We start from the raw sequence: 16,599 nt of genomic DNA on the forward strand, positions 1-16,599 counted from the left end.
ACAAGACTCAATATTAAAATTTTATAAAGCAAATCAAGAGTCAAAAAAATTAAAATATGTAGCCATGAGATGTAGAATTATAAATGGAATTGCCATTGCAAGTATGTTATTTGGTGTTAACAGTTATTCGCAGGTAAAAAACGATAGTATCGCAAAAGTCGAAAAGGACAAAAAAGAGACAAAATTAGTAAAGGAACAAGCTCAAAATATGATGCTTAACGCTTCTAATGATAACGGACCAAGAAATGTAAATATTGGTTTACCGGCAAGTATTGGCGGTACGACGATTTTAGAAAACGGACTTCCTGTTGTTTACAATTGGTCTGGTCAAGGTCCTACGAGTGTTTGGCGTGCAGGATCGAGTTTTAGCAAATTTCAAGTGCAAACCGTTGGTGAAACGGCAATTTCTGTGGGAGATGTAGGAGTTTCAGTAAGTACTTTTTCGAATAGAGGAACAGAAAAACACGAACAAAATTTAGCTTTTAATACCAATAGTTTTGGACTTTTAAGAGGTGATGTGAGTGTTAGCGGTCCTTTAAAAAACAATTGGTATTATGCCGCAAGTATATTTCTGAATTTTGATCCTGGAACTTTTAATTCGGATTTCACTAATTATTTCGATAAAACACAAATCTATAAAGGTGTTATTACAAAGAAATACAATGATGGAAAAGGAGAAATTTCGGTTCAGTACAAATTTGCAAATTCTGAATCAATTACTTCAAAAGTAAGTCCGTATATCTATAATCTGGATGGAACGATAAGCCAGTTTGGAGATTTTAAAATAGGACGAGATTCATATCTGGAACGATCCGGAAAATCGACTATTATTAATCCTATTTCGGGACAAAGAGAGACGTTGGACCAAATGAAAGATATGGGTTCTACAACAAATGTCGTTGATGTAATGGGTAAAAATGCTTTGAACAATGGTATGAAACTAGATTATATTGTTCGTTTTCAAAATGCCAAATCAGGTTTGTATAATCCGTATTACACTAATCTTGGAAAAATTGATCCGGCCAAAAATCGTTTTGTATATGCTGATAATCAAAATGAGGTTTATCAGGGAAATTACGTACAGGGAGTTGCAATGCTAGCGACGCCAAAAATTTCTCAAAATACCATTATGGGAAAAGTAGATTTGAGCAAGAAAACGCAAAAACATCATTGGTTAGTTGGCTTAGCTGATTATTACTATGATATCGACAATTATTACCAGTCGACTTATAATATGGTTCAGGAAGTAGCGGCAAATCCTTCTAAATTAATCACTCAGACTAAAGATGCAAGCGGAAACTGGATAAACGCAACAGGAGTTGATGATTACGGAAACTCAGGTTATAACAGTGCATTACAATATTATACGGGTCATGAAAATAAACTAGCAGTTTATGCCACAGAAAAGTGGACTGTAAATAATAAAATTGATCTTAATTTTGGAGCCCGATTAGAATGGCAACGCATCGATGGAATGTGGTATCCTAAATCTAGCAGAGATGCTGCGAAAGCAGATGGATTTACGAACAATCAAATCGATATGTCACGAAGAGAAAACGTTCAAAAAGATTGGTTTAATAAAGCTTTTACCGCTAGTTTTCTTCATAAAACATTTAGTAATGTTGGTTTTTTAACTGATCTTTCTTATACCGAAGTAGCAGGAAATCTAAGCAGTTATTCTGGTGCTGATGATCCTAATGTTACTCCTTCACAAATTCCCGGAGCTTCTGTAGGAACTTATTTTAATCACCCTATACTAAGTTTGGTATCTAAAATTACGTATATCCAACGTAATAATTTTAAGAACAATTCTTCTTTTCAAGGCGGACACAAACAAACGATTACCTATGATATTCAAACAATAGGCTGGACAACTGATATGGAAGTTAAACCATTTAAGAACTTTAAATTTCATGCGCTATTAACGTTTCAGAATCCGGAATATAAAAACTTTATTGTCGATCTAAGCGAAGTTCCTGCCGAAGGAAATAAGGTTTATGATTTTAGTGGTGGTACTGCACGCAGTGTTTCAAAAGTACTTATAGAATTAGATCCTAGTTATACTTATAATGACTGGAAACTATGGCTTAGTGCTCGTTATTTTAGTAAAGAAGCCGCAAATTATCCAAATACCTTATTCTTCGCAAGCCGTTGGGAAACCTTTGGCGGTGTTGCACGTAAGTTGAACAAAAAAATTGATCTAAACCTTAATGTCGTAAACTTTTTAAATCAAAAAGGAGCGCAAGGATCTATTTCAGGAACTAATACAACTTCTATTGAACAAGCGCAAGCTTTTGACGGAAGACCTTTAGTGGGGACTTATATCCGTCCTTTTACAGTTGAATTTGGTATAAAAGCAAAATTATAATTTTTAACAAAAAACGATCACCATGAAAACATACAAAATCTTCTTATTAGCAGTTTTCCTTTTTGGAATAACCTCAACTATTACGGCTCAAAAGTCGAAAACAACAGCAAAATCAAAAACAGTGACTTTCTATATTGCCCGACATGGCAAAACAATGCTTAACACGCTTGACAGAGTACAAGGCTGGTCTGATGCGCCATTAACTCCAGAAGGAATTCAGGTTGCTGAATTTTTAGGCAAAGGCCTTAAAGGAATTGACTTTAAAGCGGCTTATACAAGTGATTTAGGACGTGCAACACAAACCACTAATATTGTATTAAAAGCAAAAGGAGATAAAAAAATACCTATTACAGAAACTGAAGGTTTGAGAGAAACCAATTTTGGAAGTTATGAAGCCGATCTGAATTCTAAAATGTGGGGAGATATTGCGATTTATCTTCATTTTAAAACTACTGAAGATCTTTTTGCCGATGTAAAAGTAAACGGAGTAAATGAACCTTTGAAAGTTGTAAAAATACTTGACAAACTAAATATGGCCGAGGATTATGAACAAGTAAGAACACGCACACAAAATGCATTGAGAAATATTGCAGAAAAAGAAGCTGCAACTGGCGGGGGAAATATTTTTATAGTAGGACACGGAATGGCGATTGGTACTATGTTGTCTAATATATCTGGCGAAGAAGTTGCGCGTTCTCATATGGCAAATGCTTCTGTATGCAAAGTAATCTACGAAAATGGCAAATTTACCGTAGAATCTTTTGGAGATACGAGCTACATAGAAAAAGGAAAGAAAGAATTGTAACAATCTGTTCGACTCATTTTAAATGATTTAGTTCTTTAATCATTTCAATATTTGCATAAAAAAATCGGGTAGCTTAAATTAAGCTACCCGATTTTTATTTATTTTAAATTTATAACAATCAGTATAGAGTGTCTTTGCGTTTTTGTGAATTACTGTTTTTTATAAGTTTCAGTTCTGGTATCTTTTATAACACCTTTCCAGTTTAATCCATAAGCAAAATCATAAACATTTCCTTCGCTGTCTTTATGCGGAATCATATCGTATGGTACGTCTTCAAATTGTTTTTCGACAGTTTCCATATTTGCTGGCATCTGAACCGGAAGCAATCCTGATGGTTCTGTTTTTCCGGAGATAATATCCAAAACAGCTTGTGTCGAAACTCCAAAGTTTAAAACAATTCCATCAACTTCTTTTTCAAATTCATTAAAAATCATTGGTTTTGAAGCTGTAACAGATACAATAACCGGTTTTCCGTTCATCATATCTTTTGTATCCAGAATCGTTCTTAAATCCATTGTATTGGCAACAGTAACTGTTTTGTTTTTATACGTTCTGTCTTTTATCATTGGATCAATAACCTGATCTCCGGCAGCGATACTTTTGGTTCTGGCTTCGGTTGCTGTATAAGTGCCGTATTGTAGTGAAATTGGCACGTAACCATTGCTTCCATTCTGTCTGTCTTTTAAATCATAACCTCCTTCTAGACTTTGCGGACTGGTTACAAAAACAATTGCAAAATCTGCTTTTGTAGGATCTTCGGTAACATTATAATATTTTTTTACCAACTCAAGATTTACCGGATAATCAAGTTTTGGCTGACTTGGAATTCCCCACCAATCTTTGGTCGAAGCGGTATAAATCTTTGGAATAAAAACGGTTTTCTTTTCTTTTACAGGAAGAAGTGAAGTTTTGTTTTTTAACAACACTACAGATTTTAACTGAGCATCATATCCCGCTTTCATAAATTCAGGATTTCCAACAATTTCTTTTGTTTCGGCAACATTTAAATATGGATTTTCGAAAAGACCAACTCTAAAAATGTTTTTTAATAATCGCACTGCTGATCTTTCAAAACGAGCTCTCATAAATGATTCTCCGTATTCTTTTACTCCCATATCATAGGCTTCGAGAACAGGTTTTTTATCATTGTTTCCGCCAAATTGATCTACGCCTGCAATAATCGCTTTATAATGTCTTTCGGCAATCGAAAGATTCTCAACTCCCCATGGTTTTCCTGCAAACACATTTGGAGTTTTTCCTTCATCTGCAGTAATTAGCCAATCTGTACAAACAACACCATCGTAACCGTATTTATCTCTTAATAAATCTGTAATAATATATTTGCTGTAACCATTTGCTACATTTTCATTGTACTTTTTATCCTGATCAAAACTGATCGTGTAATATGGCATTACTGCAGAAGCTTTTCCGGTTTTTCCTTTTAATTTGAAAGCACCATTTACAAAAGGATCAATGTGCTGTTGCAGATTATTTCCGGGATATACCGCAAATTTCCCGTAAGCCCAATGTCCGTCACGTCCGCCTTCTTCGGCACCACCGCTTGGCCAGTGTTTAACCATTGCATTGACACTTTTGTATCCCCAACCGTCTTTAATTTCATCTTTTCCGTATGAAGTTTGAAAACCATCAATATAGGCACGTCCCATATCTCTGGTTAAAGCCGGGCTTTCGCCAAAAGTCATCGAAATTCTATACCATCTTGGCTCTGAACCTAAATCTATTTGTGGCGAAAGTGCCGTAGCGATTCCTAAAGCGCGATATTCTTTGGCAGCTATTTGTCCAAACTGTTCTACAATTTTCGGATCAAAAGTTGCTGCCATTCCCAAACCATCAGGCCACATTGATATCGTCCCTCCTGCTCCTGCGTTAAACTCTGCCGTTACAACAGCATTATGACGCGGATCTGTACTTGTATTACTTGGGATTCCTAAACCAATACCTTCTACAAAAGCCTGCATTCTATTGTTCCATAAAGCAGCTGTTTCAGGACTTTCGACGCTTGTGATTAAGACATGACGAAGATTATCCTCTTTTAAAAAAGCTTTTTGCTGATCTGTCAGGTCGTAAGCTTTTGCATTACTCTCAGGAAATGGTTTTCCGCTGTAGGTCCCTGCCATAAAACCTGAAATTCCTGCCGGCAAAGCCTGATGACGACTATAAAGCATTAATCCTGCGATTTGTTCAACAGACATTTTTGAAGCTAAATCCTTGGCACGTTCATCTGCAGAAAGTCGCCAATCTTCATATTTATCGAGTTTTCCGTTTTTGTTTAAATCTTTAAATTTCTTTCCGTCAACAGTTAGAATTTTAATCCCAGATTCAGGAGAATATCCTAAATCTGCTCCTTTATTATTTTTTATAATCGTGAAATTTTCACTTTGAGCCTGTAACGAAGCACCTATCAAAAAGGCTAAGCCGGCTGAAATAATTCTTTTTTTCATGAGTTCGTAATTTAGTTTTACTTTTGTAACTTTTCATTGCTTCATTACGAAGCAATATTAATTACAATTTTTCATATCAACAAATAAATGGCTACTTAATTTCTATAATCCCATAAAAATCAGATATTAGAAAACCATCTTATTATAAAAAATCACTAATGAAAACAAAAAAGAAATGAGATTTGCAGGATAAAATTAGAACTCAGTATGAGTTAGAATCAAAAAAGAGTAAATTTGAATTTAATTGTAAAGAATGGAATTTAAAAAATTAGTTGAGCAAAATTCTGTAGAGGCTTGGAAAAAATATATTCCAACGCTCTCGATTGATTGTGTTATTTTTAGTTTTAAAGATACTTCGCTTCAGGTTCTGACGATTAAACTTAGAAATCAGGATTCATGGGGATTGCCGGGAGGTTACGTTCAGAAAGATGAGAATGTTGATGACGCTGCAATTCGTATTTTAAAAGACAGAACCGGTACTGAAAATATCTATCTCCAACAATTTTATACGTTTGGTAACTTAAATCGTTCTGAAAGTGTTTTTCAGGATTACGAGGATAACTTATGGAACAAACAGCGCTTCGTTTCGATAGGATATTATGCTCTTGCTGATTATTCGAAAGTGAAGCTAATTATTGATGACATTTCAAATGCATGCGAATGGCAATCTATCGATGATTTGCCGCCATTTATGATGGATCACAGAACGATATTTGACAAAGCACTTCTTACGCTGCGTGAGCAATTAAACAATCATCCTATTGGTTACAATCTCTTACCTGAGAAATTTACTATGCCTGAATTACAGAAATTATATGAGATTATTTTGGGCAAAAAATTAAATCGAGGCAATTTTTACCGAAAAATTTTGAGATACGACATCCTGACAAAACTAGACGAATCAAGAAAAGGCGGTGCCCATAAAGCTCCCGATTTGTATAGTTTTAATTTAGAAAAATATAATGCTGCTCTAAAAGATGGCTTAAAGGGAAGTTGGTAAATATTATACTCAAAAAAGACAGAGAATCATAACGTTTTTAATCTTTCTGTTAATACTAAAATTTACTTTATCAAAAACCAAATCTTCTAATAAAACCCAATGCCCTAGCCCTGATGGGAGGGAAAATCCTTTTACTTTTTTCTTTAAAAAGTAAAAGATTTGGAAGGACAGCAGGAAATAGCTTCAAATTAAAATTCCAAACAATAAATTCCCAAATTCTAACCTTTTAATGTGTTTATTGCTATTATAATTTTAGTTCTATAAGCATTCTCCCGAAGTGTCGGGATCGCTCAGGATGACAATTTACCTTATATAAAACACTGTTATTTAATGTCTTTAGTAAATTATTTTTAAAAATAAATGTCAAAAAAATTGCGAAACCGAATAGTTGCATGTATATTTGCAACCGATTGGCTTCGTAATTAAAACCGGAATATTATGAGACGAGATATTTTTCAGGCAATTGCCGATCCGACAAGGCGGTCCATTATTGCCTTAATTGCAATGCAGGCAATGACTCCAAATGCCATTGCGGAGAACTTTAACACGACCCGACAGTCTGTTTCTAAACACCTGCGGATACTTGTAGAATGCGACCTGATCAAACAGGAACAACAAGGCAGAGAAATTTATTATTCACTTGAAATTGAAAAAATGAAAGAGATCGACAAATGGATTAACCAATTTAGAGCTATTTGGGAAACCAAATTTAATCAGCTTGACGAAATACTATTAACACTTAAAGAACAGAAAAAATGAAAAAAGATTTGCAATTTGATTTTACCGTTGACAAAGCCATAAAAACGGTATTTATTACGAGAGAATTTGCTGCAGAACTTCCGTTGGTTTGGGACGCTTTTACTAAACCGGAACTTCTGGATCAATGGGTTGCGCCAAAACCATGGTCGTCTAAAACAAAATACATGAATTTTGAAGTTGGCGGACGAAGATTCTATGCCATGGTAAGCCCCGAAGGATTGGAGCGTTGGGCGATTCAGGAATATACATCGATTACGCCAAAAACAAATTTTAAAATGTTCAACACTTTTGCTGATAAAGAGGAAAATCGCGAATTGCCTGGTTCTAATTGGGATCATACTTTTAGCGAAGAAAATGGCATCACAAAAGTGAATATTGCCATTTTTAATGAATCTCTTGAACGTCTGGAAAAAATGATTGAAATGGGCTTTTCAGAAGGCTTTAAAATGAGTATCGATAACTTAGAAAAGTTATTGGAAACGTTGTCTCAGAAGTGATTTTAAAAAATATAGACAAGAATAAAAAAAAACATTTTTTTTTCAAAAAAAACAGCTATATACAACCTTAAAAATTCAGCTTATAAGACATTCAAAATGAATAATTATAATGTTTACCTTAAGATGACGGCAATATAAAATACCGTCATTTTTTATGATATAAAATGAGATAAAAAAAAAATAACCCTATAAAGATTTTAAAATTTAACATTAGAAAAACACAACAAAAAAATTAAACCTTTAGTCAAATTGCTATTTTAATTACTATATTCGTTTGTCAGAAAATTATCTACGACAAGATTCTAGATCTTTTCAAAACAACGAAACATTTATAATACCATTAAAAGACTAAATGAAATACAACTTTACTCTCATCCTTATTATCACCCTTTTTAATTTAGCACATTCACAATCGATCGATGCAAGTTTAGTAGAGCTAAATTTCCATGAAGACAGTGATCCTCAAAACTTTACAGCTACTAAATCCGGCTTCTATTTTTCAGCCACAGATGGTTACAATAAAAAAAACGGTCAGGAATTATGGTACTCTGATGGCACAAAACAAGGAACGCAAATGATTAAGGATATTAAAACCGGTCTAAATTCTTCAAACCCAAGTTCATTAGTTGTCATCAATGACATTTTATATTTCACAGCTTCTGATGATTTACATGGTACTGAATTATGGAAAAGTGATGGAACTGAGCCTGGAACTAAAATCATTAAAGACATAAGACCAAACAATAGTGATGATTATTACGGTCCATCAGGTTTATTAAATTGTAATGGTAAATTATATTTTATTGCCACGAATGAAACTAATGGCTTTGAATTATGGACAAGTGACGGGACTGAATCCGGAACTCATATGGTCAAAGATATAAATCCTAATGGAAACAGTAACCCCAATAGTTTATTTGTTTTTAAAAATAATCTATATTTTGTAGCTGACGATGGGGTAAATGGAACTCAACTATGGAAAACTGACGGAACAGAATCTGGAACTTTAATGGTTAATAAAATTAATCCAAAATATTCTGCATTCCAGTTTGGAAATCAATTTCTAGTTATGAATAATAATTTTTATTTTTTCGCAAATGATGGTGCAAAAGGTTTTGAATTATGGAAAAGTGATGGCACTGAATCTGGAACGACCATCGTAAAGGATATCATGCCGGGTTCTAATTCCAGTTCATATGTTATAAAAGGAGCAGTATTAAATAATTTAATAGTTTTTGAAGCTTATGATGGAATTAATGGATCTGAAATATGGAAAAGTGATGGAACAGAATCTGGAACTTCACTGATTCGTAATATTAACAACACAACAGCTAACAGCATAAAGTATAATAATAAGTTCATTGAATTTAATAATGAAGTATATTTTATTGCAGACGACAATATTCATGGTTTCGAAATATGGAAAACTGATGGAACATTGAATGGTACAATTTTATTAAAAGATATTAATAATGGAGATGCATCGTCATATGTAGAAAATTTTTATGTCGATAAAATAAATAATAAACTTCTATTTTATGCTACCACCACCAATTACTCAGAAAGAAAACTTTGGTCTAGTGATGGTACATTAAATGGTACATTTGAATTAGCAAATATTAAAGCCAAAAACATTTCAGGATTCATACCAAGCTTCGTTACTGTTAATAATGTTACCATTTTAACAGGTGAAAATGAAACAAATGGAAATGAATTATGGAGTACAGACGGAACAGTGGCTGGAACTTCTTTTTTTGCAGATCTAAATTATTCAAATAGCAGTAGTCCTTCTAAATTTACAGATGTTAATGGAAATATGTTTTTTAAAGCACAAGGAAAAGAATATGGAAAACAATTATTTAAAAGCGACGGAACTATTACTGGAACTCAATTAGTTAAAGATATAAATCCAGGCTATGATGCTATCGATGATCTCTCTGAAATGAAAGTAATAAATGGTACTTTATTTTTTAGTGCAATTGATGGTACCCATGGTTATGAATTATGGAAAAGTGATGGAACGGAAAATGGTACTGTTATAGTAAAAGACATAAATCCTGGTAATAACAGCAGCATGCAAAATTACAATAACAAACAGTCATTTACTGTAATCAATAATATTTTGTATTTCAATGCTACTGATGGAGTAAATGGTTTTGAATTATGGAGAAGTGATGGAACGGAGTCCGGAACTTATATGATCAAAGATATAAAAGCTGAAACAGGCATTTCTTTTGATGGTAGTTATCCTCGAGAATTTACTTTACTAAATAATACAATTTATTTTATTGCTAATGATAATGTTGGTACTGGAATATGGAGTACAAATGGAACTGCGTCAGGAACAGTTAAAATAATAGATTTAAACGATATCAGAATCTTAAAGACAGTAAATAATAAATTAATGATTTTTGCTTCAACAGGAAATTCTGGACCAGATGCTTTATGGATATCAGATGGAACTACAGCTGGAACAAAACATATAAAAACGTTTGCAACTAATGTAGATAGTGTTATTCAATATAGTACAATTTTCAATAATGAATTATATTTTGTAGCTACGAGCCCTGATAGCTTTTTTAAAGCCCTTTATAGAACTGATGGAACTGTTGCTGGTACAATTTTATTATTTGATGGAGCAACTCTTCCAACATTGCCAAATCTTAGCATCAAGCATATTTTAACATGTGGTAATTATGTATATTTCACTATTCAGGATTTCTATAATACTGATAAAGAATTATGGAGGACGAATGGTAAAATAACCGAAAAAATAGCAGGATCCGACACTACAGATTTTATATATATAAGGAACTTGACTTGTTACAACGACAATCTATTATTTCTAGCTGAAATGTTTCCTCATAAAATATGGCTGATAAATGATAATATGAATAAACCCGTGGATCTAGACATAAATGTCTTAAATGGTTCAAATCTTACCGGATATAATTCAATATTGGACTTAGGAGCAACAGCCAATAATTTATATCTCCAAGCTAACAATGATTTCAGTGGTAATGAACTTTACATTGCTAAAATAAATAACTCCTCATTGGGTATTGAAGATCATTTAAATCCTAAAAGTGCCGATCTAAAACGAATAAATGTATATCCTAATCCTGCAAATAAAGCAGTAAATATTAAATCTCTTGATAATTCAGAAATAAGTAAATTTGAAGTATGGGATTTAGTAGGTAAAAAAATTCACGCACAATTAAATGAAGACTTAAAAAGTGAAATAAAATACGATGTGAGTAAATTACCTACTGGAATCTATTTCATTAAAGCAACATTCTCAGATGGAAAAATAAGTAATTCAAAATTGATTGTTAAACATTAAAATAACAATGTAAAGTTCATAATATCTCCTAATCCGTAAGGTCAAAAGACTTTACGGATTTTAAAAAAAAAATAGATCACACACTTAACTTCGGCAAAGCAAGGATATCTTCTTCACAACTTAAATAGAAGACTTTTCAAAAGTAACATTAAAATACCAACCTTTTAGATTGACAAAAATTTTCCTAAATTTGAAATAAACTTTCTCTACAAATGATTGATATAAAAACATTTGATCAGGCAACAGATTTAGAAAATCCGAGACGTGTTTTAAAATACATTCTCCTTTTTTGTACTTCAGGATCCGCTACGATTTCGGTAGATGAAAATGAATTTCTATTGACTGAAAATTGCGTTATTACGATAACTTCGGGACAAATTCATTATTTAAGGGATTTGCAAAATGCAACCGGATTTGTTTTGGAATTTACTTATGATTTCTTTTGTAAAGATGATACTGATATGGAATTGATTTTCCATAATGGTTTGTTTTGTCATTTTGCAATGAACGAAATGATTCAAGTTGAGAATCCTAAAGTTATTATGCGGGAATTAGAAGAAATCAAGAAAGAACTGATTGAAACTCCATATCAATATCAGATTTCAATTCACAGCCGAATCGAATTGATCTTAATTGAAATCAACCGCACCAAAATCAATCGTGGCGACGAAATCTACAAACCCGATGCTTTATTTCTTCATTTTCTGGAAACAGTTTTAAAGAATTTCGACAAGAATCTTTCTGTAAACGAAATTGCTGCTTTAATCAATACAACGGAATCAAAACTAAACGAACTTTCGAAATTACACACCAATAAAACTGCTCAAAATGTAATTTTTGGATTAATTATTTCCGAAGCTAAACGTCTTTTTACGTATGAAAAACTATCTGTAAAAGAAGTCGCTTATGCATTGGGGTTTAATGATCCGTTTTATTTTTCAAATTTCTTCAAGAAACACACCAATATCTCTCCAAAATCTTATAAAGAAAAACTTGTTCTTTCTTAATTACATGCTTTTTCCAAGATTCTCTATTCTTTAGCAAGCGTACTTGCAACATCTTTGTATCAGTAATAATTACTTATAAAATAGTATATGAAAAGATATCAGGATTATGCAGTTTTGCTTTTGCGAATTGCCTTAGCAACAGGGTTTTTATCTGCCGTTTCGAGTCGGTTAGGATTTTGGGGGAATTATTCTTCGGGTTGGGAAAGCTTTTTAGTTTATACGGAAAAAGTAAATTCTTTTGCTCCAAAAAATTTTATTCTCCCAATTGCGATTGCAGCAACTATTGCCGAATCGGTTTTGGGTTTACTCCTACTAATTGGTTATCAGACAAAATATGTTTCGATTGCTGCGGCACTTTTAACTTTTCTATTTGCGCTCGCAATGACGTATTCTTTTGGTGTAAAAGATCCTTTAGATTATTCGGTATTTGTATTTTCTATGGCCGCTTTTCTTTTATCAACTGTGGAAAAATACAGATGGAGTTTAGATGAAATTATTTCGAAAAATAAAACAAATTAAAAATTATTAAAATGGAAAAACAAATCACAAAAAGCAGCGAAATAGATTGGAAACCGCTTGCTGAAGAAGGTATTAAAACAGACGGTATTTATATAAAATTTTTACGTTTTGATGCTGTAACAAAAAGGCCTCCAACATTTTTATTAAAATTTGATACAGGCGCTTCGTATCCAAATCATATTCATCCTGCGGGAGAAGAAATCTATGTTCTTGAAGGTGAAGTTCGCTCTGGAAAAGACGAATTAAAAGCCGGAGATTATTTATACATGCCACCCGGAAGTACACATTCGGTATTTTCAAGAACTGGTTGTACTTTATTATTTAATGTTCCGGAAGAAGTGGTTATTTTAAAATAAATCGATTTGAATTAGAAACAAAAAAGCAAGCTTAATTAGCTTGCTTTTTGTTTTATTAATTGCTTAGAATCTAATAGCAATTTTACCAATTGTTTTTCCGGATTCTAATAGTTGATGTGCTTCTTTGAAGTTTGCAACCGTCAAACCATTCAAAGTTGTTTTTAAAGTAGACTGAATAGTTCCGTTATCTAATAAATTCGCCAGTTTATTTAAAATATGATGTTGTTGAATGATATCTTCTGTTTGAAACATAGAACGCGTAAACATTAATTCCCAATGAAAACTGGCGCTTTTGCCTTTTAACTGACGAAGATTTACTGACTCTACAGGATCACTAATTGAACCAATATGTCCCTGAGGTTTTATCAACTCCACAAATGCATCCCAATATTGGTTTACATCGACAAAGTCTAAAATAAAATCAACATTTTGGAAACCTGCATTACGAACTTCTTCTACCAAATTTCTATGGTTTACCACAAAATCTGCGCCTTGTTCTTTACACCAATCAATTGATTCAGAACGAGAAGCTGTAGCGATTACAGTCAATCCGGCAATCTTTTTTGCCAACTGAATCGCGATCGATCCAACTCCGCCTGCTCCGCCAATTATTAAAATAGTTTTGCCTTTATCTTTTTCCGGATCAATACGAATTCTGTCAAATAAAATTTCCCAAGCTGTTAATCCGGTTAATGGCATTACAGTGGCTTGTTCTATAGAAATTGATTTTGGTTTATGACCAACAATTCGTTCGTCGATTATTTGATATTCGGCATTACTTCCTTGTTTATTAAGATCTCCGGCATAATAAACTTCGTCGCCAACTTTAAACAAACTTACTTTATCGCCAATCGCTTCTACAATTCCAACCGCATCCCAACCAATAATTTTTGGCGTTTCGAGAACAGTATCTTTTGCACTATTTTGACGTATCTTAAAATCTACCGGATTTACAGAAACTGCTTCAATTTTGACTAATAAATCGTGTGATCCCGGAACTGGTTTTGAAGTTTCAAATTCAATAAAACTATCTTCCTTTTCCATTGATAATGAGGTTTTAAATCCTATTGCTTTCATATTATTTGTCTTTTTATTTAAACTTATATTACAAAGATACATACAAAGAAACGTCTTGAAATTGTACAAATGCACTATGATTCTGTACATCTTTATCGTTAATTAGCTTTGCTGGATTTTAATAAAATAATGAAGTTTAAACAGCTTCTTTTCTTACAAAATTCAATTTTAACAACGATTGCCATAATTAAATCCTATTTTTGATATTCCTTTCAGGCAATTTGTCAAGCAACTTCATCTTTTAAATTAAATGAATTAAACGCATTATTGCCATATAAAACTATTGTAACCTTATATTTTTAAGTATGAATGTTCTACTCATTGAAGATGATAAACGCATTAGCGAATTTATTGTAAAGGGTTTAGAAGAAAACAATTTTACGGTACATCTGGCAGAAACTGGCGAAATTGCCCGAGAACTTGTCCAAAATGATACGTGGGATATTATTTTAATGGATATTATGCTTCCGGGAATTGATGGCATTCAGCTGACTAAATTAATGCGTTTCAAGAAAATTCATACACCAATATTAATGCTCAGCGCGCTTAGTGATACTGATGATAAAGTAAATGCACTCGATTCTGGTGCCGATGATTATTTGGTTAAACCTTTCCATTTTAAAGAGTTAATTTCGAGAGTAAACGCATTAACGCGAAGAACTAAATTTAATTACGACAAGGAAGAAACTTTATACACTTTAGGAAGTTTAACCATAAATCCCGAAGAACATAAGGTTGCCGAAAATGACGAATTGATCGATTTATCTCCAAGGGAATATAAATTGCTATTGTTTTTATTAGAAAACAGAAATAAAGTAATGTCCAGAACGCAAATCTTAAATGCCGTTTGGGCATTAATTATGATAATAATACCAATGTTGTTGATGTTTATATTTCTTATTTGAGAAACAAAATTGAGCAAAACCATAAATTTATCCATACCATAAAAGGAACCGGATATATGCTTAAAGAACAATCATGAAAATACGCAATCGGTTTACATTAATATCCTCTTTCACTTTTAGCATTGTATTTGTCATTGCTTCAATCATCACGTACTTTTCATTCTATAGTTATTCTGAGAAAATTGTTTATAATGAACTACAAAAAACCTGTTTGTTAACTGGTATTTTTTACCTCGAAAAAGACGAATTACCTCAAAATCAACATTTGATAATTGGTCAGCAATTCCGCGAAAATTCACTCGAAATTATAACACGCGTTTACAACAAAAAAAATCAGATTGTATATGGCGATAAAGAAACAGATAAAAACATAAATGCAGAAAAACTGGATTATATTCGAAAGAATAGAAAACTGAGTTTTAAGTCTAATCATCATTTTTACTTTGGAAGTTTTTATCATGATAATCAAGGTGATTTTGTTGTTTTTGTAAAGAAAAACGATGTCGAATTTAAAACCATTACAAACAGATTATTAATCATTATGATTCTGGTTTTAATTACCGGATTAATTACCATTTATATTGTAAGTCGCGTGCTTTCGAATCTTGCCTATAGTCCAATAAAAAACATTATCAATCAGGTAAATGATATCGAAGCTTCGTCTCTTGATCGGCATATTGTTTCGCCAAATACCAAAGATGATATTCAGGAATTAATCGAAACATACAACAATCTGTTTAAGCGACTTTCGGACACATTTATCATTCAGAAGAATTTTATAAACTATGTTTCGCACGAATTCAAAACACCTTTAACTGCAATCTCTGGAAATCTCGAAGTATTTGCTCAAAAAGACAGAACGAGCGCAGAATACAAAGAAATGTCTGAAAAAGTATTAGAAAACGTGTATCAAATCGAAGATACAATGAACACGCTTATGTTACTTTCTGGATTGAAAGGCAACACTGAATTGAACGAAATTTTTAGGGTTGATGAATTGGTTTGGGATATTAACGATCAATTACCCGAAGTTCATAAACTGAAAGATGCGCAGATACAAATTGCCATTGAAATTGTAAACGATAAACTTCTCTCGATAAAAGGAAACAGCAACGAAATCAAAATTGCTTTATACAATATCATAGAAAATGCCGTGAAATATTCGAACGGAAATCCTATAAAAATAAGTCTATTACAAGAGAATAATCAGCTTAAAATTGTAATCGAAGACCACGGAACCGGTATTAACGAAGACGACTTAAAATTCATCAAACAAACCTTTTACAGAGGTAAAAATGTTAATGATATAAAAGGAAGCGGCGTTGGACTTTCTCTGGCAAACATTATCTTCAAACAGAACAATATCGATTTTACAATTACTTCAAAAAAAGATGTAGGAACTACTGTAATACTATTATTTCCGCCACTCTAATCGTTTTCTAATGTAGTTGCAACTCCTTTCTAACTGACCTCAAATTAGGGTTTAATATGCCGCAGATAG

12 protein-coding genes and 1 pseudogene are annotated in these 16,599 nt (G+C 32.7%); 11 read left to right on the plus strand and 2 right to left on the minus strand.

The annotated features are described in order from the left end of the window. Nucleotides 1–64 precede the first annotated feature (64 nt). Nucleotides 65–2,368: a hypothetical protein gene (locus CLU81_RS01845; RefSeq protein WP_144444452.1), complete on the plus strand. Its 2,304-nt coding sequence runs from the start codon at nt 65–67 to the stop codon at nt 2,366–2,368. Between the two features lie 22 nt (nt 2,369–2,390). Then, nucleotides 2,391–3,173, plus strand: a complete 783-nt coding sequence (locus tag CLU81_RS01850) for a histidine phosphatase family protein (RefSeq protein WP_099708275.1) — start codon at nt 2,391–2,393, stop codon at nt 3,171–3,173. A gap of 149 nt (nt 3,174–3,322) precedes the next feature. Here CLU81_RS01850 and CLU81_RS01855 read toward each other — a convergent pair whose 3' ends face one another. Next, nucleotides 3,323–5,635 carry a glycoside hydrolase family 3 N-terminal domain-containing protein gene (locus tag CLU81_RS01855; RefSeq protein ID WP_099708276.1) on the minus strand — a complete coding sequence of 771 codons (2,313 nt, stop codon included), beginning with the start codon at nt 5,633–5,635 and terminating at the stop codon, nt 3,323–3,325. Between the two features lie 253 nt (nt 5,636–5,888). On the opposite strand from CLU81_RS01855, the gene CLU81_RS01860 reads away from it, so the two are divergent. From CLU81_RS01860 to CLU81_RS01890, 7 genes are all read left to right on the plus strand, one after another. After that, nucleotides 5,889–6,635 carry an NUDIX domain-containing protein gene (locus CLU81_RS01860; protein WP_099708277.1) on the plus strand — a complete coding sequence of 249 codons (747 nt, stop codon included), beginning with the start codon at nt 5,889–5,891 and terminating at the stop codon, nt 6,633–6,635. A gap of 438 nt (nt 6,636–7,073) precedes the next feature. Beyond that, the gene (locus tag CLU81_RS01865; protein WP_099708278.1) at nt 7,074–7,394 is read left to right on the plus strand and encodes a helix-turn-helix transcriptional regulator; all 321 of its coding nucleotides are present in this window, start codon (nt 7,074–7,076) and stop codon (nt 7,392–7,394) included. Next, complete coding sequence (locus tag CLU81_RS01870) at nt 7,391–7,891, plus strand: SRPBCC domain-containing protein (RefSeq protein ID WP_099708279.1); 501 nt, start codon at nt 7,391–7,393, stop codon at nt 7,889–7,891. The genes CLU81_RS01865 and CLU81_RS01870 overlap by 4 nt, the downstream gene beginning before the upstream one ends. Before the next feature lie 352 nt (nt 7,892–8,243). Continuing rightward, a complete protein-coding gene (locus CLU81_RS01875) occupies nt 8,244–11,234 on the plus strand; it encodes an ELWxxDGT repeat protein (protein WP_099708280.1) in 2,991 nt (996 codons plus the stop codon). A gap of 212 nt (nt 11,235–11,446) precedes the next feature. Beyond that, nucleotides 11,447–12,241: an AraC family transcriptional regulator gene (locus CLU81_RS01880; RefSeq protein ID WP_099708281.1), complete on the plus strand. Its 795-nt coding sequence runs from the start codon at nt 11,447–11,449 to the stop codon at nt 12,239–12,241. An 87-nt stretch (nt 12,242–12,328) separates the two neighbouring features. Further along, nucleotides 12,329–12,760 carry a DoxX family protein gene (locus CLU81_RS01885; RefSeq protein WP_099708282.1) on the plus strand — a complete coding sequence of 144 codons (432 nt, stop codon included), beginning with the start codon at nt 12,329–12,331 and terminating at the stop codon, nt 12,758–12,760. Between the two features lie 11 nt (nt 12,761–12,771). Further along, a complete protein-coding gene (locus CLU81_RS01890; RefSeq protein WP_099708283.1) occupies nt 12,772–13,116 on the plus strand; it encodes a cupin domain-containing protein in 345 nt (114 codons plus the stop codon). A gap of 63 nt (nt 13,117–13,179) precedes the next feature. Here the strand turns inward: CLU81_RS01890 and CLU81_RS01895 are convergent, their stop codons facing one another. Continuing rightward, entirely contained in the window at nt 13,180–14,193 is a 1,014-nt protein-coding gene (locus CLU81_RS01895) for a zinc-binding alcohol dehydrogenase family protein (RefSeq protein WP_099708284.1), read from the minus strand. 305 nt (nt 14,194–14,498) lie between these two features. Here CLU81_RS01895 and CLU81_RS01900 point away from each other — a divergent pair. Together CLU81_RS01900 and CLU81_RS01905 are read left to right on the plus strand one after the other, a co-directional pair. Next, nucleotides 14,499–15,175 (plus strand): annotated as a pseudogene (locus CLU81_RS01900) (response regulator transcription factor). Beyond that, the gene (locus CLU81_RS01905) at nt 15,172–16,530 is read left to right on the plus strand and encodes a HAMP domain-containing sensor histidine kinase (RefSeq protein ID WP_099708285.1); all 1,359 of its coding nucleotides are present in this window, start codon (nt 15,172–15,174) and stop codon (nt 16,528–16,530) included. The pseudogene CLU81_RS01900 and the gene CLU81_RS01905 overlap by 4 nt, the downstream one beginning before the upstream one ends. The last annotated feature ends 69 nt before the right edge of the window (nt 16,531–16,599 follow it).

The organism is Flavobacterium sp. 9, assembly GCF_002754195.1.
GTDB lineage: Bacteria > Bacteroidota > Bacteroidia > Flavobacteriales > Flavobacteriaceae > Flavobacterium.

Excerpts from the sequence above, each read along its gene's own strand:
- CLU81_RS01890 (WP_099708283.1), top strand. The coding sequence starts at position 12,772 with ATGGAAAAACAAATCACAAAAAGCAGCGAAATAGATTGGAAACCGCTT.
- CLU81_RS01880 (WP_099708281.1), top strand. The coding sequence starts at position 11,447 with ATGATTGATATAAAAACATTTGATCAGGCAACAGATTTAGAAAATCCG.
- CLU81_RS01850 (WP_099708275.1), top strand. The coding sequence starts at position 2,391 with ATGAAAACATACAAAATCTTCTTATTAGCAGTTTTCCTTTTTGGAATA.
- CLU81_RS01875 (WP_099708280.1), top strand. The coding sequence starts at position 8,244 with ATGAAATACAACTTTACTCTCATCCTTATTATCACCCTTTTTAATTTA.
- CLU81_RS01885 (WP_099708282.1), top strand. The coding sequence starts at position 12,329 with ATGAAAAGATATCAGGATTATGCAGTTTTGCTTTTGCGAATTGCCTTA.
- CLU81_RS01865 (WP_099708278.1), top strand. The coding sequence starts at position 7,074 with ATGAGACGAGATATTTTTCAGGCAATTGCCGATCCGACAAGGCGGTCC.
- CLU81_RS01860 (WP_099708277.1), top strand. The coding sequence starts at position 5,889 with ATGGAATTTAAAAAATTAGTTGAGCAAAATTCTGTAGAGGCTTGGAAA.
- CLU81_RS01845 (WP_144444452.1), top strand. The coding sequence starts at position 65 with ATGAGATGTAGAATTATAAATGGAATTGCCATTGCAAGTATGTTATTT.
- CLU81_RS01870 (WP_099708279.1), top strand. The coding sequence starts at position 7,391 with ATGAAAAAAGATTTGCAATTTGATTTTACCGTTGACAAAGCCATAAAA.
- CLU81_RS01895 (WP_099708284.1), bottom strand. The coding sequence starts at position 14,193 with ATGAAAGCAATAGGATTTAAAACCTCATTATCAATGGAAAAGGAAGAT.
- CLU81_RS01855 (WP_099708276.1), bottom strand. The coding sequence starts at position 5,635 with ATGAAAAAAAGAATTATTTCAGCCGGCTTAGCCTTTTTGATAGGTGCT.
- CLU81_RS01905 (WP_099708285.1), top strand. The coding sequence starts at position 15,172 with ATGAAAATACGCAATCGGTTTACATTAATATCCTCTTTCACTTTTAGC.